The organism is Microbacterium profundi (assembly GCF_000763375.1).
Taxonomy (GTDB): Bacteria; Actinomycetota; Actinomycetes; order Actinomycetales; family Microbacteriaceae; genus Microbacterium; species Microbacterium profundi.
On the sequence record NZ_JPSY01000001.1, the window covers coordinates 1,376,051 to 1,397,075 of the forward strand.

20 protein-coding genes are annotated in these 21,025 nt (G+C 65.9%); 9 read left to right on the forward strand and 11 right to left on the reverse strand.

Annotation, left to right across the window (positions count from 1 at the left end):
* Window positions 1-130: 130 nt before the first annotated feature.
* The 4 genes from JF52_RS0106460 to JF52_RS0106480 form a co-directional block, all read right to left on the reverse strand.
* Window positions 131-646, reverse strand: a complete 516-nt coding sequence (locus tag JF52_RS0106460; RefSeq protein WP_152594832.1) for a hypothetical protein — start codon at window positions 644-646, stop codon at window positions 131-133.
* A gap of 125 nt (window positions 647-771) precedes the next feature.
* Window positions 772-1,104 carry a hypothetical protein gene (locus tag JF52_RS0106465; RefSeq protein WP_033105491.1) on the reverse strand — a complete coding sequence of 111 codons (333 nt, stop codon included), beginning with the start codon at window positions 1,102-1,104 and terminating at the stop codon, window positions 772-774.
* A gap of 1,929 nt (window positions 1,105-3,033) precedes the next feature.
* Complete coding sequence (locus JF52_RS0106475; RefSeq protein WP_200880960.1) at window positions 3,034-4,275, reverse strand: integrase catalytic domain-containing protein; 1,242 nt, start codon at window positions 4,273-4,275, stop codon at window positions 3,034-3,036.
* A gap of 329 nt (window positions 4,276-4,604) precedes the next feature.
* Window positions 4,605-4,931 (reverse strand): helix-turn-helix domain-containing protein, encoded by a 327-nt coding sequence (locus tag JF52_RS0106480; protein ID WP_152594833.1) that lies wholly within the window; start codon window positions 4,929-4,931, stop codon window positions 4,605-4,607.
* A 134-nt stretch (window positions 4,932-5,065) separates the two neighbouring features.
* Here JF52_RS0106480 and JF52_RS0106490 point away from each other — a divergent pair.
* Window positions 5,066-6,516 (forward strand): IS3 family transposase gene (locus JF52_RS0106490; protein WP_235272333.1). Its coding sequence is split into 2 segments (ribosomal slippage): window positions 5,066-5,441 and window positions 5,441-6,516, totalling 1,452 coding nucleotides; the frame shifts between segments, so codons are not numbered across the junction.
* A 12-nt stretch (window positions 6,517-6,528) separates the two neighbouring features.
* On the opposite strand, the gene JF52_RS0106495 is transcribed toward JF52_RS0106490, so the two are convergent.
* On the reverse strand, window positions 6,529-6,861 hold the full coding sequence (locus JF52_RS0106495) for a tyrosine-type recombinase/integrase (protein WP_327036959.1): 333 nt from the start codon (window positions 6,859-6,861) through the stop codon (window positions 6,529-6,531).
* Between the two features lie 23 nt (window positions 6,862-6,884).
* Between JF52_RS0106495 and JF52_RS0106500 the strand changes: the two genes are divergently transcribed.
* On the forward strand, window positions 6,885-7,994 hold the full coding sequence (locus JF52_RS0106500) for an MFS transporter (protein ID WP_052166810.1): 1,110 nt from the start codon (window positions 6,885-6,887) through the stop codon (window positions 7,992-7,994).
* Window positions 7,995-8,137: 143 nt separating this feature from the next.
* Here JF52_RS0106500 and JF52_RS0106505 read toward each other — a convergent pair whose 3' ends face one another.
* The 5 genes from JF52_RS0106505 to JF52_RS0106525 form a co-directional block, all read right to left on the reverse strand.
* A complete protein-coding gene (locus tag JF52_RS0106505) occupies window positions 8,138-9,061 on the reverse strand; it encodes a glycine betaine ABC transporter substrate-binding protein (protein WP_033105495.1) in 924 nt (307 codons plus the stop codon).
* 52 nt (window positions 9,062-9,113) lie between these two features.
* Entirely contained in the window at window positions 9,114-10,076 is a 963-nt protein-coding gene (locus JF52_RS0106510) for an ABC transporter permease (protein WP_033105496.1), read from the reverse strand.
* Window positions 10,076-11,461: a quaternary amine ABC transporter ATP-binding protein gene (locus tag JF52_RS0106515; protein WP_084595780.1), complete on the reverse strand. Its 1,386-nt coding sequence runs from the start codon at window positions 11,459-11,461 to the stop codon at window positions 10,076-10,078. Before JF52_RS0106515 ends, JF52_RS0106510 begins: the two co-directional genes overlap by 1 nt.
* A 335-nt stretch (window positions 11,462-11,796) precedes the next feature.
* Complete coding sequence (locus JF52_RS0106520) at window positions 11,797-13,083, reverse strand: class I SAM-dependent methyltransferase (RefSeq protein WP_033105497.1); 1,287 nt, start codon at window positions 13,081-13,083, stop codon at window positions 11,797-11,799.
* Window positions 13,084-13,119: 36 nt separating this feature from the next.
* Window positions 13,120-13,371 carry a DUF4242 domain-containing protein gene (locus JF52_RS0106525; protein WP_033105498.1) on the reverse strand — a complete coding sequence of 84 codons (252 nt, stop codon included), beginning with the start codon at window positions 13,369-13,371 and terminating at the stop codon, window positions 13,120-13,122.
* Window positions 13,372-13,724: 353 nt separating this feature from the next.
* Between JF52_RS0106525 and JF52_RS0106530 the strand changes: the two genes are divergently transcribed.
* From JF52_RS0106530 to JF52_RS0106540, 3 genes are read left to right on the forward strand one after another with little or no spacing between them, the layout of a single operon-like run.
* Window positions 13,725-14,120, forward strand: a complete 396-nt coding sequence (locus tag JF52_RS0106530) for a GntR family transcriptional regulator (RefSeq protein ID WP_033105499.1) — start codon at window positions 13,725-13,727, stop codon at window positions 14,118-14,120.
* Window positions 14,117-15,022: an ABC transporter ATP-binding protein gene (locus tag JF52_RS0106535; protein ID WP_033105500.1), complete on the forward strand. Its 906-nt coding sequence runs from the start codon at window positions 14,117-14,119 to the stop codon at window positions 15,020-15,022. The genes JF52_RS0106530 and JF52_RS0106535 overlap by 4 nt, the downstream gene beginning before the upstream one ends.
* On the forward strand, window positions 15,022-15,708 hold the full coding sequence (locus JF52_RS0106540; protein ID WP_033105501.1) for a hypothetical protein: 687 nt from the start codon (window positions 15,022-15,024) through the stop codon (window positions 15,706-15,708). The genes JF52_RS0106535 and JF52_RS0106540 overlap by 1 nt, the downstream gene beginning before the upstream one ends.
* Window positions 15,709-15,811: 103 nt before the next feature.
* Here the strand turns inward: JF52_RS0106540 and JF52_RS0106545 are convergent, their stop codons facing one another.
* Window positions 15,812-16,522, reverse strand: coding sequence for an ArsR/SmtB family transcription factor (locus JF52_RS0106545; protein WP_235272334.1), 711 nt, complete (start codon window positions 16,520-16,522; stop codon window positions 15,812-15,814).
* Between the two features lie 75 nt (window positions 16,523-16,597).
* Here JF52_RS0106545 and JF52_RS0106550 point away from each other — a divergent pair, with 75 nt between their 5' ends.
* The 4 genes from JF52_RS0106550 to JF52_RS0106565 all read left to right on the forward strand — a co-directional run bounded on the left by JF52_RS0106550 (window position 16,598) and on the right by JF52_RS0106565 (window position 20,889).
* A complete protein-coding gene (locus JF52_RS0106550) occupies window positions 16,598-18,025 on the forward strand; it encodes an MFS transporter (RefSeq protein ID WP_033105502.1) in 1,428 nt (475 codons plus the stop codon).
* Window positions 18,026-18,195: 170 nt separating this feature from the next.
* Window positions 18,196-18,825, forward strand: coding sequence for an RNA polymerase sigma factor (locus JF52_RS0106555; protein WP_235272335.1), 630 nt, complete (start codon window positions 18,196-18,198; stop codon window positions 18,823-18,825).
* On the forward strand, window positions 18,809-19,267 hold the full coding sequence (locus tag JF52_RS0106560) for a hypothetical protein (protein WP_235272336.1): 459 nt from the start codon (window positions 18,809-18,811) through the stop codon (window positions 19,265-19,267). Before JF52_RS0106555 ends, JF52_RS0106560 begins: the two co-directional genes overlap by 17 nt.
* 44 nt (window positions 19,268-19,311) lie before the next feature.
* Entirely contained in the window at window positions 19,312-20,889 is a 1,578-nt protein-coding gene (locus tag JF52_RS0106565) for a S8 family peptidase (protein WP_033105504.1), read from the forward strand.
* Window positions 20,890-21,025: the final 136 nt, after the last annotated feature.

The window sequence follows — 21,025 nt, forward strand, 5'->3', positions numbered from 1 at the left end:
CAGGCCATCGAGATCGACGCCCCGGTGAACCAGGATCACTGCGCCGCATGCGTCTCCCTGAGCATCGTCGTGGTCATGAATACTTTCTCGCACAGCTGACCACCTGGACGCCATGACCGATGGGAAGCCGTCACATCGCCGGTTGGGGGCAGAGCCTGTTCAGCTCATCCCACCGGTCTGAGCCGACGTCGCCGACAAATGCGTACGACATCCACGGGTCCGCGCTCGTGTACCGGTCAATGAAGACCTGCTCCGACGGCGCGCCCTCGATCGCAATGCCCTCGGCCCGCAAGCACTCGGTGGTCTCGAGCTCCATCTCGTACAACGCAGTCCACTGCTCGCTGGTGAAGTCTTCCAGAGGGATGCTATCGTCCTCGGGAGCGCATTCGGCCTGATCAATCTCGTACTGGTCCACCTGCTCCGTTGTGCCCTCGAACCCGACGCCACCCGTGGCCTCATTTAGCGTGACGTCCCAGCCTTTCTCGTTCAGGCAATCGGCAAGCACCTGCGAGTCGGGGAACTTTTCGGCGAAACTATCGCTGACCTGTTGCTGCGACGATGTGCTGCTGGAGGCTTCGGGCTCAGGATCGGGGCCAGCAGCAGAGCATCCTGCCAGCATCACCAGCCCGACCGCGATGCCCAGCACGCCGAACGCCTTCTTCGTGTTCCTACGAGACTTCATCTCCCACTCTCCATCCACAAACGCGATGATCGGGCGGGGCACTGTCGGCAAGTGACAGGTCCCGCCCGATCATCCCGGCAACAAGCGACCTAGTAATCGCAGCCGTTCGCCAGCGAGTAAATCGTGCCGCCGGTGCTGGCACCGCCGGACGTGGTCGCTCCGAACGAGGAGTAGAGCACCTTAACCGACGCAACCGAATTGCCGGGCTTCGTGTCGGTCTTTGCCTGCCCACCGGCGTTGAGACGCATGAATGTGTTCTGGGTCGAGTTGGCGGTCAGTTTCACAGCGACCGAGCAGCTGTAACCGCCGACGGAGGCCTCTGCTGCCATGGCGGGAGCTGCAGCGAACACACTGACGCCGAGCGCGGCGGCAACGCCCAGCGCACCGATCATCGACTTTGTACGAGTCATCTTGCGAGTCATTCTGAATCCTTTGAGAGAGATGTGAATGGGGGCTGCGCGCACTCCCCATCGTAGGAAACGAGTGCGCCGTCACAAGATACGCAAGCAAAGCTTCATCGATTGTTCACCAGGAGATAGCGACAATCGTGCGCGTAAGGGGGCCTGACTCTCTCCGGGGGTCCCGTCGGTAATCTCCTTTCTAAAGATCGCATAACCATGCCCGCGACGTTGCCCGCGCGCTAGGGCCTATCTGCCCGCGCCTGCGTCTGCGTCTCGCGCGACGAGGTACTCGATGCTGTCCCGTCGTGAGTGCTGGGCCCAAGTCGTAGCAGCTTGAGGAGTGAGGCCGAACTGGACCGCGATGACTGCGGCGGGCAGGTCGGCGGCAAGGGCAACCATCGCAGTGTTACGTGTGATCTGCGGTCGCACCCCGTGCGATCGAGCCTTCTTGCGAGTGTGCTCGGGTGCAACGGAGCGTGCGGTCGACGCGTCGAAGGGAAGAGGTAGTGCGCATCGCCGGCAAGTGTGAGCGCCCGTGGCGCCATCACTGCAGCCGCCGCAAGTTGTTCGACGAGCACGGCGAGTTCTGCGGGGAGCTCGGTTGGATGGTCGGATAGCGCGAGGTGGAGGCGGCCGTCCGTTCGGGTGATATTTGTGGTGGTGAGTCGGTGGATGCGTTCCAGACGTGCTCCGAATAGAAGAACGAGAAGACCAACGACTCGTTCAGGCAGCTCAGTTTCGGGGCTGTGAGCGGCCAGCAGGTCGTGAATCTGGGCATGCTGCACGTCCTCCGGGTTTACAAGGGTCGGCTTCGATCCCTTCGGCGTGACGACGAGGAGTTGATTGGTGATGCCGCGGTCGTTGAGCCATCGGATGAAGGGGGAGGTAGTAGTTGCCCGGCTTCTGTTACCTGCGATCCATTCATCGAGGGTGGCTTGGCTGAGATCTGCGATGGTCTCCTCTCGATGGTCGAGGTGACGCAGTAGGCGTGCTGCGGCTCGCACTCGCTCGCGTGCGGTGTAGGCGACGCCAACGGATGTTCGACGTTTTCGTGCACGGCGCCGTACGAGTCGGAGCACCATCCAGTGGGCATAGGGCGTGATGAGCGTGGGGTGATGCCGAGGAAGTGCTGCGATGTACTCGTCAATCCACGTGGCTAGGTGATCAGCGTGCTCGTCGCGGGACGGGAGAACTCGAGCGGCGACAAGGAGCGAACGGAGATGTTCCCGAGCCTGCCCAGGTGGGCAGCGATCCAGGCTCGAATGGGTGACCGTCTCCCCGGCGCCAAGTGACTTCAGCAGGGCTTTAGGGATCGGGCGGTCGATCCATCGCATGGTCGAGTCAGGCCTGCCGTGATTGGCTAGGGCGGCGGGCAGCCCAGCGAGTGCTAAGGGCGCCCTTCCTGTCACTGAGGCAAGGATCTGTTCGGCCGCGACGCCGACGGAGCATCTCTTGCACAGGTTCTTGAAGTGTTGTTCACCGGCTGCACCGCACTTGACGCACAAGTAGTCTCGTGGGCTGCCAGCACATGTACCGCATATCAGCCCATCCTCGATTGAGCGCCCGATCAGAGCCCTGGTCTGCCGGCACCGACTGCAGGGTTGGGGATCGCGGAGCACGCTCCGGTAGCAAGTGACGCAGATGGGCCCGAGCGGCCAAGTGGCGTGCACCGGGCGGACGAATTGGCAGACCCCGCATCGTCTATCAGGAGTGCGGTAGCAGCGGTGGCACAGATCGGTGACGCCGTCTTGCGCACGGGCCGCGACCTCACGGAGTTCCCCGCATCCACCGCACGGTTTCCTGGGCGCCTGATAGCAATGCCGACATATCGAGTTACCGTCGACGAGCTGTGCGACCTGGGAAACACGGCCGCACGCGAGGTGCCTCACCTAAAAGTGAGCGCGAGAGGTGAGCTGGTGCCTCACATATGGTGAGCGCGAGGGCTTGCGGTCATTTCGTTGTTTGGAGTCGACGGATCGACGGTTCCAAGGATGCCATGTCGAGACCTCGTGCGGTGGCAAGGGCTTCGGTCTTGTCGCGGGAAAGCTCGATCAACCGGAGCTGGATCTGGTTGATCCGCCGGGTCAGGTCGGCCGGGTTGACTCCCGCGATCCGGGCCTGCACGGCCGCCGCGTCCTCGTCGGTGAGCAGCCCGGAATCGAGCACCCGTAGCCACGGGGTTCTCGGCTTGTCGTAGAGGCGCACGCGGCGCCCTGACGCGGCGGTGGCGTAGCCGGTGGGCTTCTTCGTCGGGGTGAAGAAGTTCAACCGCATCGACACCAGCGGCCACAGCTCGTTCAGCAGGATCAGCTCCTCGGGCGTGTCGTAGCGCCAGTGGAACGCGTGCTTGCGGACGACGTGGTTGTTCGTGGACTCCACGGTCGCCTGGTCGTTCTTCTTGTAGGGCCGCGACCGGGTTTGCGCGATATCGCGCTCCTGCAGCCAGTCCGCGACGTCATGGTTGATGAACTCGGATCCGTTGTCCGAGTCGAAAACGCGCAGCGGGAACGGGAACATGCCCTCAAGATCGGCGACGGCCTGCACGATCCATTTGGACGCGTTGTTACGGATCGACGCGTTCTCGGTCCACCCGGTGACCAGATCCGTCATCGTCAATGTGCGCGCGAACTCGCCGACGAACGTGGGCCCGCAGTGCGCGACGGTGTCGGCCTCGATCACCCCCGGCACCGTGGCCGGCGCATCACCGACCTTGCTCAGCCCGATCGAGTTGCGCAGCAGCGGCGACGGCTTCGTCGTCGAGATGCCCCGCAACTGCATCGACTTGCGCGCGGGCGCGAGATACCGGTCGATGGTCGCCGCGCTCATCAAGCGGAGCTCAGCGAGCGTCTGCGCGGTGGCGAACGGCTTGTCGAGGTCCCCGGCCTCCGCCAGCAACGGCAGCCACAGCTCGAGCATCACCACCAGGTACTTCCCGCACGGGCACCCCATCAGCGCCCACACATGCGCCAGCAGCAGCCGCGACTCGTCGCTGTACTCCTTCGAGCGCAGCTTCCGCCGATCGAGCTGCTCCACAGGGTCGGGCAGGGCCGGACCCGTCAGCATCCGCCGCGCCGTTGACCTCCCCATCCCCGTGGTCGCCATCACCTCATCGAGGATCCTGGCCTTGTCCCGCTTCGGCGCCCGCGCGTACGCGGCCCGGAGCTTGTTCGTAACGTGTCGCCTCGCGGCCATCGGAATCTTGCCTTCCACATCAGGCAAGCCTGCACCCAGTGGGGTACTACGCGCTCAAAAAAGCTGAGGCACCAAGCCATCCCACGCGCTCAAAAAAGCTGAGGCACGTCGGCACGAGGTGCACTCACGCTTCGGCCTTGCACAATGGCTGCAGAGCGGAAGACCCTCGGTGGTGCGCTTCACCGGGGTCCGGAGTCTCCCGCATCGTCCACACGATTCCTTGCGGCTGTCGTTGTAACACCCCCGGCATAGTCCTCCCCCGTCGGGCAGGCGTTTGATTCGCTGAGCAATCCGCCCGCAGTTCGAGCAGGGATGCTCAGGTAGAGCCGTCAACGGGCGTGGCCAGGGCGATTGATCGTCGTGCGGCGGCCCGTAATCGGACGTCGCTCCGCGGCGGCATCAGCCTCTCCCGCAACCTTCCGTGAGGAGACCTCGACAATCTGAGGCTCGACGAGATCGTTGGGTGTGCACTCGAGAATGTCGCATAACGCGACCAGTATCGTGAGGCTCAGCCGCTGGGGCTTTCGCGTCACGAGCCGGTACGTCTGCTCTCGCGACAGCGAAATCCCTCTCTCAGCCAAAAGGGGTTGCAGGTCCGTCGTGGCGAACATGCCGCGTTCGGCCATCTTCGCACGCAGGTGCCAGACGTACTCCATGTCTCTCATCGATCGTCCTCCTCATAAGTCAGGCCGTAACGCGTGTGCAACGACCCCTACGTGTCAGGGTTGAGTGAGTCCACCGGTTTATAGCAAGTCCGCCTCGTGGGGCGAGTTGAAGGATCACCAATCTGATGAGTTTGAGTTCCCCGGTCGCGGTCGTCGCGGCCGATGATGGAGTCGTGAGCGCACCCTCGATCCCGGACGGGCCGACGCGTCGGCGTTCGTTCTCGCCGGGCCAGAAGTTGCAGTACCTGTCCGAGTACGAGGTCGCGTGCGAGACGGGTGAGGGCGCGGGATACCTGCGCCGACATGGCCTGTACTCGTCGCTGATCTCGGAGTGGCGCAAGCAGCGCGACGCGGGTCTGCTGGAGGGCAAGAACCCCGGCGAAGCGGTCGGTCGTCCCAGCGCCGCGCAGGCCGAGAACGCCCGGTTGAAGGCGCAACTGCGGAAGGCCGAGGTGGAGTTGTCGATGACGCGGACGGCGTTGGAGATCATGGGAAAAGCGCACGCGCTCTTGGGGCAGATCTCCGAGAGCGCGGACACCGACCCGCGGCGCGGGAAGCGCTCATGAACACCTACGTCGAACTGGCCGCCGCGGACGTGCCGACCCGGCAGGCGGCAGCCCTGACCGGCGTGGCGCGTGCGACCGCGACCCGCGCCGCCTCCCGCGCACGCCGACCGGACCCCGAGCCGCCGTCGGCTCGTCCTGCCCCAGCGAACAAGCTCTCGAGCGTCGAGCGGTCGCTGGTGCTGTCCACGCTCAACAGTGACGAGTTCGTCGACAAGCCGCCGTTGCAGATCTATCCCATCCTGCTCGAGCGCGGCGAATACGTGGGCTCGGTCTCGACCATGTATCGGGTGCTGCGCGAGCACACGCAGGTACGGGAGCGGCGCCGGCTCGCGACCCATCCGCCGCGGAAGGTGCCGGAGCTGATCGCGACCGCCGTCGGGCAGGTCTATACCTGGGACATCACGAAACTCGCCGGCCCTGTCAAAGGCACGTACTACGACGCGTACGTGATGATCGACATCTTCTCCCGCTACATCGTCGGCGCCATCGTGCAATGCCACGGCCCCCAGGTACTCGCCAAGGAGATGATGACCGACGCGTTCGGGATCCACGGCACCCCCGAGGTCGTGCACTCCGACGGCGGCCCCTCGATGACGTCGAAGACCGTCCGCACCCTGCTCGCCGATCTCGGCGTGACCGCGTCCCGCTCCCGACCGCACGTGTCCAATGACAACCCCTACTCCGAAGCGCTGTTCAAGACGATGAAGTACCTGCCCGTCTTCCCCGACCGGTTCGTCTCCCTCGCCCACGCACGGCAGTTCCTGGACGAATTCGTGCACGCCTACAACCACCACCACCGGCACACCGGCATCGGCATGCACACGCCCGCCGACGTGCACTACGGGCACGCCGACGCCATCGACCGCGACCGAGACGCCACACTCGAGGCCGCCCGCCGCGCCCACCCCGAACGGTTCACGACGCGACAGACGCGACCGAAGATCCTCGACCGAGACCCGGCCGCGTGGATCAACCAGCCACCAACCGACGAGATCCAACTCGCCGCCTAACACCCACCGGCCTCACTCGCCTTGACAAATTCCGGACTGCGACAGCAACCGATTTCGATACTCGTTGGAGACTCCCACATAGATCGCAGTCGTCGAAGAGAACGAATGCCCCACCTGCTCCTGAACGAAGCGCTCCGGGTAGTCGAACTCAATGAGGTGGGTCACATAGGAGTGTCGAAGGGAGTGCAGATCAAGTGCCGGGTCAAGATCAGCCATATCACGCGCCGCGCAGAACGCTTCGTTCGCTGCTCGCCTGCTCAAACGCGTCCCTCGCTCCGTCACCCACAGCGCGGGCGACGCCTTCAAGGAGAGCGCAGGGCGCACCTCATCGAGGTACTGCTCCAAAACTCCAGCGATCCATCGCCTTCATGGTGCCCCAGCTTCTCGCCACCGTTCAGGCGGTCTACGCGCGGCGCGAGCGCGCACCGATCTTCGGACTCATCGGAGCCGTCTCCGGCCTTGCCGCCGTCATCGGCCCCGTGCTGGGGGGCTGGCTCGTGGATGCTGACGCATGGGGGCTCGGCTGGCGAGCGATCTTCCTCATCAACGTCCCGGTCGGGATCGTGATCTTCGCCCTCAGCAAGCGCTTCGTCCCGCAGACCCGATCAGATCGGCCTATGCGCACCGACTTCGCCGGAGTCGCACTACTGACAGCGGCGCTGCTGTGCCTGATGATCCCGCTCATCGAAGGACGATCACTGGGGTGGCCGGCCTGGTTGTGGCTGTTGGTGGGAGTCGGCGTCCTGTTGCTGGCTGTCTTCGTCGCCCATTCGCGTCGACGCCAGCGCACGGACGGTTCGGCGCTGTTGCCACTGCAACTGTTCCGCAACCGCGGCTTCAGCGCCGGACTCATCACGCAGGCGATGTTCCAGGGTGCGATGAACGCCTTCACACTGCCGTTCATCCTGTACCTGCAGCTCGCTCTCGGATTCGACGCACTCACCGCCGGACTCAACCTGCTGGCGTTCAGCGTCGGCGCAATGCTCGGCACTGGCGTGGCGGTACCGCTCACCGGTCGTCTGGGCAAGGCCCTGATTGCCGTGGGGTGCGTGCTCATGGCGATCGGAATCTGGTGGACATCCACAGTGCTCGGCGCGACCGGCGTCGGTTTCACCGGCTGGGATGCTGTCGGCGGAATGCTCACCGCAGGCCTCGGCCTCTCGCTCATCATCATTCCTCTCATCGACGTCGCCCTCGCAACGATTCCAGTCGCGGACGCCGGAGCCGCATCAGGCACCTACAGCACCTTCCAGCAACTGGGTGCGACTGCCGGTATCGCGGTCTCTACGACGATCTTCTTCGCTCAGGTCGGCGGCGACTGGAGTCAGGCGAGCGTGCTGGATGCGCTCGGCGCCTCCGTCACGGTCGCCCTGATCGGGCTGGGCATCGCGGCGGTCGCCAGCCTGTTCCTCCCCGGCGTGAGGGCGGTGCGCGCACACCTCGAGGAGGAGCGGCTGCGTGCCGAGGTTGAGATCTGACCTCGGCGCCCCCTCATGCCGCCCACGCCCCTCGCAATTGCGGGAGGGGGCGTCGGCGCAGACAGGGGGCGTCGGCGCAACGATCGGCGCAACGAAGAGGGCGCCGCGGCCGAAGCCGCGACGCCCCCAGACGCGAGAAGTGATTACTTCTTGACGACCCAGTCGAACTGGTCGCCGTTCTCCTCGAGCCACTTGTCGACGGCTTCGGCCTCCTGGCCCTCTTCGAACTCGTTGACGACGAGGTCCTCGAGCGAACCGTACTGGTCGTCGTCGAGCTTGATCTGCTTGACGAGTTCAGCGGCCTCGGGGAACTCCTCAGCGAAGCCCTTGTGCGCCATGAAGTTCAGCGTCTCGGCCTCACCCATCGCACCCAGCGGGTCTTCGAGCTCCTTGACGTCGTACTCGCTGTTCGCCCAGAACGGCTTCCACAGCGTGACGACGAGATCCTCCTTGTTATCGATGGCCTCACCGAGGACGGTGAGCATGCCGGAGGTCGACGACGTCTCGAGGGTGTACTCACCATCGAGACCGTACTCCGGCATCATCGAGTCCTGCGTGACGCCCGTGAGGCCCGCGCCCGGCTCGATGCCGATGATCTTGCCGTCGAAGCGAGCGGCCTGACCCTTGAGGTCTTCGATCGAGGTGATGTCCATGTAGCTGGGCACGGCGATCGTGAGCTTGGCGTTGTCGTAGTACGCGCCGAGGTCTTCGAGGTCGTCGCCGTAGGTCTCCATGTACTCCGCGTGCGTGACCTCAGGCCATGCCGACGGGAACATGTCGACATCGCCCTGTGCGAGCCCGGTGTACAGCGGGCCCGCCTCGGTCAGTGTCTCGAGCTCGACCGTGTAGCCGAGCTTCTCGAGCTGGTCCTGGACCAGGTAGGCCATGCTGAGGCCGTCGGTCCACGAAGGGATGAAGCCGAGGGTGATGGTGCCCTTGTCTCCGCCTTCGCTGTCACCGCCGCCGTCTCCGCCTGCGGTTTCATTGCCCGTCGCACAACCGGCGAGGGCGAGGGATGCCACGGCCCCCAGGGCCACGGCGGCTGTGATATGCCGGAACTTCTTCATGGTGCTTTCCTTCCGTATGTTCTGCTGCGTTTCGTATGGGTGAGGGATGGGTCTATGCGGCTCCGCCGCCGATGGGTGCGCGGTGCGGCGACGCCACCGCGCGCTCGGCCTCTGCCGCGGCATCCGCCTTGCCCGCCTGCTGCGCACCGCGACGGCGAGCCATCATGCCCAGCAGCGAGGAGGTGTGCTCGTTCGGCGTGCCGAGCGCCGCGGTGACGCGGTCGAGGAAGACGGCGAGCAGCACGACGCCGAGGCCGGCTTCGACGCCCTTGCCAATGTTCACGGTCGAGATGGCCTGAACGACCAGCTTTCCGAGGCCGTCGGCCCCGGCCATGCCGGCGATGACCGCCATTGACAGCGAGAGCATGATGACCTGGTTGACACCGGCCATGATGGTCGGCATCGCGAGCGGAAGCTGGATGCCGCGCAGGATCTGCCCCGGTGTCGCACCGAACGCGTGTCCGGCCTCGACCGTCTCGGAGTCCACGCCTCGGATGCCGAGCTCGGTCATACGCACGCCGGGAGGCAGGGCGAAGATCACCGTGGCGACAAGCCCGGGCACGACGCCGATGCTGAAGAACACGATCGCAGGGATGAGGTAAACGAAGGCCGGCATCGTCTGCATGAAGTCGAGGATCGGCTTCATGATCGTGCGCACCGTGGCGTTGCGCGCCGACCAGATGCCCAGCGGGATCGCGATGACCACCGCGATGAGCGCGGCGACGACCACGAGCGACAGCGTCTGCATCGCCGCGACCCACAGCCCCATGCTGAGGATCAGCGCGAACGACACCGCCGTACCGACTGCCATCCAGATCGAGCGCACTGCCCAGGCGATCAGCGCGGCGATGATGATCAGCACGACGATCGGCGTGCTGAGAAGTACATCGGTCAGTCCGTTGACGAGGAACTTGACGATGAACGAGATGAAGTCGAGCACGCCCTCGAGGTTGTCCTTGACCCACGCGACGGCGGCGGCGACCCACTCGCCGATCGGAATGCGGAAACCGTCCATCAGCGCACCTCTCCTTCGGTCTGCGGTTCGGCTTCGTCTCGCGCTCGCTCAGCCCGTTTCGTCTCGCCTTCGGCTCGCTCAACGACCCGGGCGGCATCTCCGGTCGTTGCGGCAGGAGCCACGGCATCGGCCGCCTCTCCCAGCACCGCGGCGATCTCGGCGTGCGAGACGGGCGGAAGCGGCAAGGTGATCTCCTCCGTCGAGTTCGGGCCGGGGCCGAGAGCTGCGAGCAGCGTGACGCGCGGGATGACACCGGTCAGGCGTCCTTCGGCGTCGACGACCGCGAGCGGCAGCTGCGACTCGACGGCGGGGACGAAGAGGTTCATCAGCACCTCGTCCTCAGGCACGCTCTGCGGCACGGGCTTGAGGATCGACTTCAGCGAAGTCTCACCCTTGCGAACGAGCTTGACGGCGTCGCGGTCGGTGACCATGCCGAGCAGCTTGCGGTCGCGGCCGGTGACGTATGCCGCCGACATGTAGGCGTCACGCATCTGGCGCAGCGCCGTCCGAGGGCCGGCGGTGTCTGCGACGACCGGACGTGGACGCTCCATGACGTTGGCTGCCGTGAGCACGCGTGCGCGGTCGACATCCTGCACGAACTGCTCGACGTAGTCGTTGGCCGGGTCGGTGAGGATGTCTTCTGGCGTACCGATCTGCACGATGCGGCCGTCGCGCATGACCGCGATCCGATCGCCGAGGAACATCGCCTCGTTCAGGTCGTGCGTGATGAAGACGATCGTCTTCTGCAGTTTCTCCTGCAGCTCCACCAGCTGCTCCTGCATCTCTCGACGGATGAGCGGGTCGAGGGCGCTGAACGCCTCGTCCATCAGGAGGATCTCGGTGTCTGCAGCGAGCGCCCGCGCGATGCCGACTCGCTGCTGCATTCCACCGGACAGTTGCGAGGGAAGTTTGTCGCCCCAGCCGTCGAGGCCGACCATCGCGATGACCTCGTTGGCCTTGGCAAGGCGCTCGGCCTTCGGCACGCCCTTGAGCTCAAGCGGGTAAGCGACATTGTCGGCGACCGTGCGGTGCGGCAGCAGAGCGAAGTGCTGGAACACCATCGACACGTTCTCGCGGCGGATCTCGCGCAGGCGGGATGCGGGCACTCCGGCGATCTCGTCGCCGCCCACGACGACCGAGCCGTCGGTGATCTCGTGCAGGCCGTTGAGCATGCGGATGATGGTGGACTTGCCCGATCCGGACAGTCCCATGATGACGAAGATCTCACCGCGGTTGACGGTGAAGCTGGCGTCGATGACGGCAGCGGTTCCGGCATCCTGAATGTCGGTGCGGGATTCGCCCGCCTTCAGGCGGCGGACAGCCTGGTTCGGATTACGTCCGAACACCTTGAAAAGATGGCGCGCTTCGAGAGCGGTTTCGGTCACGTTTCCCCCGGTGGCTTCCGATTCTTCGGGTCTCGGAGCCGACTTCGGTTGCGCCCGGGTGATGATCACGGGGCCGCTTCGACAGTTCTGCACTGGCGGCTCAGGCAACGGATTTCGGATCCGCGCAAAGAACATCGACCGTACGCCCACGCCTCTTCGCAGCACAGCTCATCGAAGGAAGGACGTGACCGCGGACTGGTCTATAAGCCGAAAGGCCTACATTTCAACGTAACAAAAGGGCCGGTCAGGGGCAAATCTCGTCCACGTTGACGTCGTACCTTTTTATTGCCTGAACGGGGATTCTGTCGAATGTCGACAATCTGAGTGTTGGCGTGTCAGCGGCGGATACTGCGCGTCACGGTGAACTTCGAGGTGCGATGCAGCTGCTCGGTCCAGCCGATCATCCTCGTCAGTTCCGGGCGATACGCGAGGCTCGAATTGAACACGGTGAGCAGTTCGCCGCCGGGGCGGAGAAGTCTCGCCGCGGCTTCGAAAAGGCGCGTCGCCGCCCCGGTGTGCACGCTCGCGCCGAGGTGGAACGGCGGGTTCAGCAGGATGAGGTCGGCGCTGCCGTCCGGCAGTTCGGAGCCGGCATCGTCGTGCGTCACCGTCACGCGGTCGGAGACGCCGTTCGCGATCATCGTCTCGCGGGCGGATGCCGCGGCTGCCGCCGAGCGGTCGGTCGCCGTGATCTTGGCTTCGGGGTGGTTCAGCGCGTAGTACGCGGCGAGCGCTCCTGTGCCGCAGCCAAGGTCGATGACGGTGGAGGCCGCTTCGACTCGTCGCTGCGCTCCTCGCTCAACGCGTTTCGTCTCGCCTTCGGCTCGCTCAACGACCCGCGAAGGTTCGGTCGGCGCGGGATCCCCATGGTGGGTCGTTGAGCGAGCGAAGCGAGACGAAACGGGTAGAGTGACCGAAGGGAGTCGAAGCCTTCCCTCCCCGCCCCGAAGCATCCCCTCCAGCACCCCGAGCAGCACGCGGGTTCCGATGTCGATCCGGTTCGCGGCGAACGCCCCGCCGTGCGCGACGATGGTGAGCCCGAACCCCGGATGCTGCGCCCGCTGCGGATACGGCGGCTCATCCGGCGCTGGCAGCGGCTCGGATGCCACGACCAGGCGCGACTTCCGCTCGGCGCGCTGCGGCTGCACCTCGGCGAAGCGGCGTCCGAGCACCTCGTTCTGCGCGAGGGTCATGTGCTTCACTCGCCCCCCGGCGACCAGCACCACGTCGGTTGCGGCCCAGCGGGCGACGGCATCCGCGATCTCCTCCAGCTCGGCGAGCGCCTTCGGCAGCTGCAGCAGCACGAGCCGCGCACCCGACAGCAGCGTTTCATCCAGCTCGTGGGAGGTGAATCCTTCGAGGCCGATTTCTTCGGCGTTGCGCGTCAGCGCCCGCCTTCCGGTCACGAGATCCTGATGCACGCGGATGCCGATGCGCCCGGCATCCGTCAACGCGAGTGTGATCGCACCGTACTCGTCACCGATCACCGCGATCTCGTCGCCCGGCAGATCCACGGCGAGCGCACGCTGGACGAGAAGCTCGTCGGTGGCATCCCAGGCCTGGAGGTTCGTCGCCTCCACGTCGGGGTGACGGCGAAGCCGGCTGAAGGCGAACTCTGGCACCCGCCCACTGTACGCGGGCTGTGCTGCGCGCCGCCGCTACGCGCCCTCCTTCACGAGATGGATCTCGTCGGCGACGAGCCCGTGCGCTTCCCTGTGCACGGTGTTCGCGGCCTCGGCATCCGGTGCGTCGACGAGGCAGAAGATCTTCCCGCCCGGCTCGTCGACCCAATAGCGCAGGTACTTCACGTCATGCTCATCCTGCAATTGCAGGTCGGCGGCGTGCGCCTTGGCGACGTCCTCCATGCTCACGGCATCGCCGAGCGTGTGGACGTCCATGTACAGCGGCATGATCCCATTCCCTTCGTCTGGAGTCGCGAAGGTAGGCGCGATCTGATGAGGCGCCCCAGCGGCCCGATACGTCGGATGCTACGCCGAACCGATGCGCGCGGCTACGGCAGTTCGCGGACCCTCCGGACGACTGCTTAACGCCTGGGTCCACACTTCTCGCCTGCGATCCGCGCATGACTCCGGAGATTCTTCGCCGACAGGCACCCGCGCTGCTCGGAATCCGCGGATTCTGAAGAATCCTCCGGAGTTATGCGGGCGGAACGAATCACGTCCATCGCCACAAGGCTCGACGCACTCCAGGTTCTATGGTTAGTTAGTCGAGTAAGCAACCAACTGACAACCAGGAGGCATCAGTGATCGAAGAAGGCAAGGCGCTCTTCCTCCAGATCGCCGAGCAGATCGAGGACTCGATCCTCGACGGCTCGCTCGAGGAGGAGTCCAAGGCTCCGTCGACGAACGAGCTCGCCGCCTTCTACCGGATCAACCCCGCCACCGCCGCGAAAGGAGTCGCCATGCTCACCGAAAAGGGAGTGCTGTACAAACGCCGCGGAATCGGCATGTTCGTGCAGACCGGAGCCCGCGAGCTTCTGCTCGGCGAGCGGCGCTCCGCTTTCGCCGACCGCTACATCGATCCCCTCCTCGCCGAAGCCCGCACGCTGGGCCTCGGCGCCGACGACCTCGCCGCGCTGCTGCGCGAGCGCGCTGCAGTCGCGGCATCCGCATCCACCACCGAAGGGAACCCCGCATGACCGCTGTCATCGAGGTGAACAACCTCTCCAAGCACTACAAGGACAAGCGCGCGCTCGACAACGTGTCGCTGTCGCTCGAGGGCGACGCCATCTACGGTCTGCTCGGTCGCAACGGCGCAGGCAAGACGACACTCATGTCGATCCTCACCGCGCAGAACTTCGCCACATCCGGCGACGTGAAGGTGTTCGGCGAGCACCCGTACGAGAACGCTCGAGTACTCAGCCGGATCTGCTTCGTGCGCGAGAGCCAGAAGTACCCGGATGACGCGACCCCTCGCCATGCGTTCAAAGCGGCGTCGCTGTTCTTCACCAACTGGGATCAGGAGCTCGCCGAGCAGCTGATCAAGGAATTCCAGCTGCCGATGAAGCAGACGATCAAGAAGCTCTCCCGCGGGCAGCTCTCGGCCGTCGGCGTGATCATCGGTCTCGCCTCGCGCGCCGACATCACGTTCTTCGACGAGCCGTACCTCGGTCTCGACGCGGTCGCCAGGCAGATCTTCTACGACCGCCTGCTCGAGGACTACTCCGAGCACCCGCGTACGATCATCCTGTCGTCGCACCTGATCGATGAGGTCGCCAACCTCATCGAGCGGGTCATCGTGATCGATGACGGCAAGATCCTTCTGAACGAGGAGACGGATGCCGTGCGCGATCGCGCAGTGACCGTCGTCGGTGATTCGGCCGAGGTCGACGCCTGGGTGGCGTCGCGCGAAGTGCTGCACCGCGACCAGCTCGGACGAGTGGCGTCCGTCACCGTGCTCGGCGCGCTGTCGTCCGAGGAACGCGCACAGGTCACGGCATCCGGTCTCGATCTCGCACCCGTGTCGCTTCAACAGCTCATCGTCCGCCTCACCCAGAAGGCCAGCGCAGAAAACGGCGCAGAAAACCAGGAGGTCCGCTGATGTCCCGCACGCTCAATGTCGTCCGACTGCAGCTGATCAACAAGCAGACCTTCATCTGGGTGCCGCTGATCGTTCTCGCCGGCGCCACGCTCCTGTCAGTGCTGATCTACGCGATGATCCCCGGTGGTGAGCCTAAGTACGGCGGCGGCGGTCAAGCTCCGCTGTGGGTGTTCTTCGCGGTCGGCATGACGGCGATGACGCTGACTTTCCCGTTCTCACAGGCGATGAGCATCACCAGGCGCGAGTTCTTCGTCGGGACGTTGATCACCGCGGTGCTCGGTAGCGCGTTCATGGGCGTGCTGTTCCTGATCGGAGGGGCCATCGAGCTGCTCACCGACGGCTACGGCGTGAACGGCTACGTCTTCCACCTGCCGTGGCTGTGGGAGGCCGGTCCGCTCGGCGCATTCATCGTCTACTTCACGCTCGCCCTGTTCTTCTTCGTGGTCGGCTTCACCGGTGCCACGATCTACAAGAGCTGGGGGGCCGTGGTGATCACGGTCGTCGGAGTCGCGGTCGGCCTCTCGCTGATCGGGATCATCTACCTCATCACGCGGCTCGAACTGTGGGAGCAGGTGTGGATCGGGATCCTCGATTTCGGAGCGCTCGGGTTGGCACTGTGGGGCCTGGTCGCGGTCGCGGTGCTCGCGGGGATCTCGTTCCTGGCGTTCCGTCGGGCGAAGCCGTAGTACCCGCGCGTTCACAACTCCTCAAGAATCGGCCCGATCCGCGTCAAATGCGCCTCGCTCGGGCCGATTCTCGTGTTCTCTGAGGAGTTGTGAACGGGCCGCGTCAGATCGTGTCGTCGGCGGCGACGATGTCGAGGCCCCAGATGCGGGTGTCCGGATCGTCGGGGTCGTGAGCGTCCTCGACCTCTCTGATCAGCTCGTGGATCCGCCGCTCAAGCTCTTTGAACTCGGCTTCTGTCAGCCGCAGGTTCGCCTGCGCGAAGGTGCCGTGCACCACCGGGTCACGACCGGAGACGTACTCCGGAGCCCACGCCACGACCCTGCGCACCATGTCGACATGGTCGTCGGCGAGCGCCATCATCAACGTTCCGCCGAGCTCCTCGTCGGCGATCGGATGCTCAGGGGACCCGACATTCCATGACCCCTCGGTGGCCTTCCACACCCGATCGCGCTTGTCACGGGCGTGCTCCGGCGCCTCTTCGATGAGGCCGGCGTCCGCGAGGACGCGCAGATGGAAGCTGACACTGTTGGCGGCGACTCCGAGATCGGCGGCGACGTCCGCTGCACGAGCGTGACCGCGTCCTGCGACCGCCTTGGCGATGCGACGGCGCAGCGGGTGCGCATACGCCTTGAGCATCGCGGTCGTCGCATGCCGCGCATCGGAGTGCACCCCGTCGGCGTGCGGCTCGTCCGGACGCACGTCGTCCACGGGCGCCGGGTTCGCAGGCGCCGGGTTCGCAGGCGTCGGCACGGACGACTGCTCAGGCGCCGGCACGGACGGCTGCTCGTTCACCGAATCCTTCTCGTCTGCCATGCACTGAGTCTATCCACAACAGATATTGCGCAATCTTAGTTGCGCAATATCTCTTGCGGATCTATTCTCGAACACATGACGACCGCAATCGCTCACCGCCTGACCCGCAACGTCCGCTACATCACGTGGCTGATCAGCGACACGGCCAAGGGCCTGGCCTCCGCGCTCTTCGGCTTCGCGATCCCGTTGATCGCGCTGTTCGTCACGAACGATCCGGCGCAGGCCGGCATCATCAGCGCGGTCGGCATGACGATCCGCACCATCACCACCGTGTTCGGCGGCGTGCTCGCCGACCGGCACAGCCGCATCGTCATGATGATCATCGGTTCGGCCACCGGCGTCGTGCTCGCTGGCGCGTTCACCGCTCTGGCCCTGACCGATGCGCTCACCTTCGTGACGCTGCTGGTGATCGATGTCGCCCTCGCCGCGCGTGCCGGATTCTTCGACATCGCAGGCGAGAGCGCACTGAAGGAGATCGTGCCCGATGACGCGATGGGCAGGGCCCAGGCCGCGAACCAGGGACGCGACGCCGTGCTGCAGCTCGCGGGCGGGCCGCTCGGCGGTGTGCTGCTCGCGGCGGGCGCGTGGTTGATCGGCGCAGCAATGGCCGCGTGCCACGTGATCGCGGTGGCGACGGCGTGGATGCTGCGCCGCTCCGCCCCCGATGATGCAGCCTCGAGCGCCGCAGCATCCGGCTCCGCGAGGCGCCACCCGAGGGAAAACGCAGACGACTCGGCGCGTCTTCGGCATGTCGCGCCGCGACGCGCCGACGCCACGCCAGATGGTCTGGGTTTTCCAGAACGAGAGGCGGATGCCGCGGCATCCGAGGTCGGCCTCGCGGCCGCAGCCGCGGCCATCGGCCGCCCGAACGCGCTGCGCGAGATCGCCGAGGGATTCCGGTGGCTGTTCTCCCGACGCGATCTGCGCGGCGTCCTGTTCGTCGCGACCATCGTGAATCTCGGATTCAGCACGGCGATGACGACCGTCATCTACGCACTGCAACAGGCGGGCCACTCGACCATCACGATCGGCCTGCTCGCGACCGGCGCGGGGGTCGCCATGCTCGTCGGCGCCCTCCTCGCCCCTCTGCTGGTGTCACGGATCCGCGCGAGCGTCGTCATCATCGGCGGACTCGGCGTCGCAACCCTTGGCGTCTTCGGGATGATCCCCGCCCGCGAACCACTGGCACTGGTGGTCGTGCTCGCAGCGACGGTGTTCTTCGTCCCTGCGGTGAACGCCGCTCTGATGGGCTACTTCATGGTCGCGACGCCGACCCAACTGCTCGGCCGGGCGAACAGCGCATCCGCCGTCCTCGGCATGGGGGCGATGCCCCTCGCACCGCTGATCGCCGGGTTCGGACTCGCTGCGATCGGACGCGAGAACACGCTGGTCGCGGCATCCGTCCTGTGCGTGATCTCGGTGCTGCTCGCCGTCGCGAATCGAGGGCTGCGCGCACTTCCCGTCGAGGCCGGATGGTCGGCGCACGCCCGTCAGTTCGAGTGAGCCTAGGCGCGACACGGTCGAGCCCCAGCAGGTGTCGCTTGGTGCCGCCTCCATGACCGTCAAGCGACAACAAGCGCCACCTCGCGACCGAACCTCGCGACCGCGCTAGGCGCACGATGTATCAGCGATCCCTTGCCGCGCTCCTGGTAGATGTGAGCACAATGATCTTCATGACCGACGCCTCGCCCGCAGGCGCCGTCAGCGACGGATCCGCGCGCTGGGAACGCGCAGCTGATCTGTTCGCCGACTGGCGCTCCGGAGACAGGCGCGCCATGGATGACCTGGTGCGTCTCATGACCCCCGTGCTGTGGCACGTCGTCCGCGCATACGGGCTCGAACGCTCACTCGCCGAAGACGTGGTGCAGTCGACGTGGCTCGCGCTCGTGCGAGGGCACGAGCGGATCGCGGACGGCCGGGCGGTCTCCGGCTGGCTCACCGTCACCGCGCGCCGTGAAGCGTGGCGCGTGAGCAAGGGCCACCGACGAGCGGATGCCACGGCTGACGATCTGCTCGAGCCGATGCTTCCACCACAGGAATCGGCCGAGGACGAGGTCGCGGCATCCGATGAGGCTCGGCGCATCTGGACCGCCGTCGGCACGCTCGACGAACGCTGCCGGCGCCTGCTGCGCATCGTGGCCTTCGACGACCGACCGGACTACGCCTCGATCGCCACCGATCTCGACATGCCGATCGGCAGCATCGGCCCGACTCGCAGACGATGCCTCGTGAAGCTGCGCACCGAGCTGGTGCGCACGGGGCTCGCACCGGCCGAGGGAGGTCATGATGAGCCGCTCGGATGAAGAGTTGTTCGCGCTTCTGCGCACAGCGATCGACGAGATCGACCCGATGCCGCAAGGCCTCGTCGACCGCACGATCGCCGCAGTCGCGGTCGCTGATGTCTCGCGCGAGTACGCGCTGCTGACGCTGATGGAGAATGCGCACGCAGCCGTTCGCGGCGACAGCGACACGACCACGCTGCAGTTCAGCGACGGTGCAGCAAGCATCGTGCTGCACATCAGCCGCACGGCGAGCGGTCGGCGCCGAGTGGACGGATGGGTGGATGCCGACGCCACGGAGCTGCGTCTGATCCAGGGAGAAGGACCGGACGAGCGCACCTGGACGGCCGTACCGGACGAGCAGGGACGGTGCGCATTCGATGAGATCCCCCCTGGGCTCAGCCGTGCGCTGCTCGTCAGCACCGGAGCTGCGAAGGATCTGCTCACGCCGCAGTTCGAAGTCTGAGAGCGACGACGAGTCCGGCGCTGACGCAGTAGAGAGGGAGAGCAATGGAGCACCCGAGAGGCTGGAGCTGGCAGGACCGCGCCGAGGGGTCGATCCCCCGTGGTGCGGCACTCGATCCCGGTGTGGATCCCGTCGAGGGCATCCGCGCGTTCCCCACGGCCTACCTGCCGGATCGGATGCTGATCACCGAGCATCCCGATGACGAGAACGGTGCCTACGATCGCGACCTCAAGGCACTGATGGAGGCCGCGGGGGCCTTCGGATGGCGGCTGCAGGTCGAAGAGGACGACGTGCTGCGTGCTGGGCGACGCCCGAACACTCTCCCCGACGTTCCTGGGTTGCATCGCGCCCGACTCACGACACCGGACGAGCCGGGTGCGGGCGAATCGCCCGTGGCGCCGGATGCCTGGCGCGTGCTCCAGCGCGCGCGCAAGATCACCCGCGATCCGATGCCGCGTGCCGGCCTCGAGCACGTGCTCGCGATCGATCCCGTCGGGCTGAATCCGTTCACGCGCACGAACCCCTTCACGCGGACGAACCCGTTCACCCGATCCAATCCGGTGCGCGGCGCGGGCGCGGTCGGCAGCGACGACTACATGGAACCGGGTCGTGGCGGCAGGCAGCCGATCGCCTGGATCGGCGCCGCACCGGTGCGCACTGCGGACCCTGAGACCGGGCGCAGGGCGGTCGTCGCGGTGCTCGACACTGGATGCGGGGCGCACGAGTGGCTGCCCGATTCGATCGTGACCAGGACGGTCGAGCTGGATGGAACACCGATCGGCCTCACCGGCGCTGACGATCCCGAGGTCTACCCCGACCTCTACGGGCAGCTCGACGGCGAGATCGATGCGGTGGCAGGGCACGGCACGTTCATCGCGGGTCTGGTACGCCAGACCGCTCCGGATGCCGACATCCTCTCGATCCGCATCGCAGGGTCACTCGGAGTGGTGGATGAGACGACGTTCCTGCGGGCCCTTGCGGCCGTCGTCGAGCTGCACCGGCGGTTCGTGGAGGGAGCAGAGGGCGGTCGGCCGATCGACGTGCTGAATCTGTCACTCGGCTACTACCACGAGACTCCGAAGGACGGACAGTTCTCGCTGCTGTTGTACGAGCTGCTGCGCACGGCGCGCCGACTGGGCATGGTGGTCGTGTGCTCGGCCGGCAACGACGCGATCGATCGCCCGTCGTTCCCCGCGTCGCTGTGGGCGTGGCCGGGTGCCGACAACGGCCTGTCGACCGACAAAGCCGTCCCGCTCGTCTCGGTCGGGGCGCTCAACCCCTCCCGCCGATCTCTGGCGCTGTTCTCCAACGTCGGGCCATGGGTGCGCGTGTTCGCGCCCGGCGCCGCTGTCGTCTCGACGACTCCCGCCTTCACGGGCGGGACGCAGGCCGTCACCAGGGATGACGTCGGCGACCTGCCCCGCGAGACGATCGATCCGGACGACTATCGCGGCGGTTTCGCGGCCTGGAGCGGCACGTCGTTCGCTGCGCCGTACGTGGCGGGGAAGATCGCCGCCAGGCTCGATGACCTCCCGCACGACGGCTGCGCACCCGCAGCAGTGGTGAAGAAGGCGACGGATGCCGTGCTGAAAGAGCTGCCGCCCGTCGCGCCGTTCGGGTAGGTCGCTGACGCTCGGCTGATCGCGGTACAGATGTCAGTGGATTTTCACAGATGTCGGTCGAAACACCGTGTTTGAACCGACATCTGTACTTTTGGGCCGACATCTGTACCGGGGCCGCGGCTTCCGCGCGGGCCGC

Bases quoted from the DNA above. Each gene is read 5' to 3' on its own strand.
- JF52_RS0106525 (WP_033105498.1), bottom strand. From the start codon at position 13,371: ATGCCGCTGTACATGGACGTCCACACGCTCGGCGATGCCGTGAGCATG.
- JF52_RS0106505 (WP_033105495.1), bottom strand. From the start codon at position 9,061: ATGAAGAAGTTCCGGCATATCACAGCCGCCGTGGCCCTGGGGGCCGTG.
- JF52_RS0106540 (WP_033105501.1), top strand. From the start codon at position 15,022: ATGTCCCGCACGCTCAATGTCGTCCGACTGCAGCTGATCAACAAGCAG.
- JF52_RS0106475 (WP_200880960.1), bottom strand. From the start codon at position 4,275: ATGGCCGCGAGGCGACACGTTACGAACAAGCTCCGGGCCGCGTACGCG.
- JF52_RS0106535 (WP_033105500.1), top strand. From the start codon at position 14,117: ATGACCGCTGTCATCGAGGTGAACAACCTCTCCAAGCACTACAAGGAC.
- JF52_RS0106465 (WP_033105491.1), bottom strand. From the start codon at position 1,104: ATGACTCGCAAGATGACTCGTACAAAGTCGATGATCGGTGCGCTGGGC.
- JF52_RS0106545 (WP_235272334.1), bottom strand. From the start codon at position 16,522: ATGGCAGACGAGAAGGATTCGGTGAACGAGCAGCCGTCCGTGCCGGCG.
- JF52_RS0106560 (WP_235272336.1), top strand. From the start codon at position 18,809: ATGAGCCGCTCGGATGAAGAGTTGTTCGCGCTTCTGCGCACAGCGATC.
- JF52_RS0106565 (WP_033105504.1), top strand. From the start codon at position 19,312: ATGGAGCACCCGAGAGGCTGGAGCTGGCAGGACCGCGCCGAGGGGTCG.
- JF52_RS0106480 (WP_152594833.1), bottom strand. From the start codon at position 4,931: ATGGAGTACGTCTGGCACCTGCGTGCGAAGATGGCCGAACGCGGCATG.
- JF52_RS0106550 (WP_033105502.1), top strand. From the start codon at position 16,598: ATGACGACCGCAATCGCTCACCGCCTGACCCGCAACGTCCGCTACATC.
- JF52_RS0106555 (WP_235272335.1), top strand. From the start codon at position 18,196: ATGACCGACGCCTCGCCCGCAGGCGCCGTCAGCGACGGATCCGCGCGC.
- JF52_RS0106510 (WP_033105496.1), bottom strand. From the start codon at position 10,076: ATGGACGGTTTCCGCATTCCGATCGGCGAGTGGGTCGCCGCCGCCGTC.
- JF52_RS0106500 (WP_052166810.1), top strand. From the start codon at position 6,885: ATGGTGCCCCAGCTTCTCGCCACCGTTCAGGCGGTCTACGCGCGGCGC.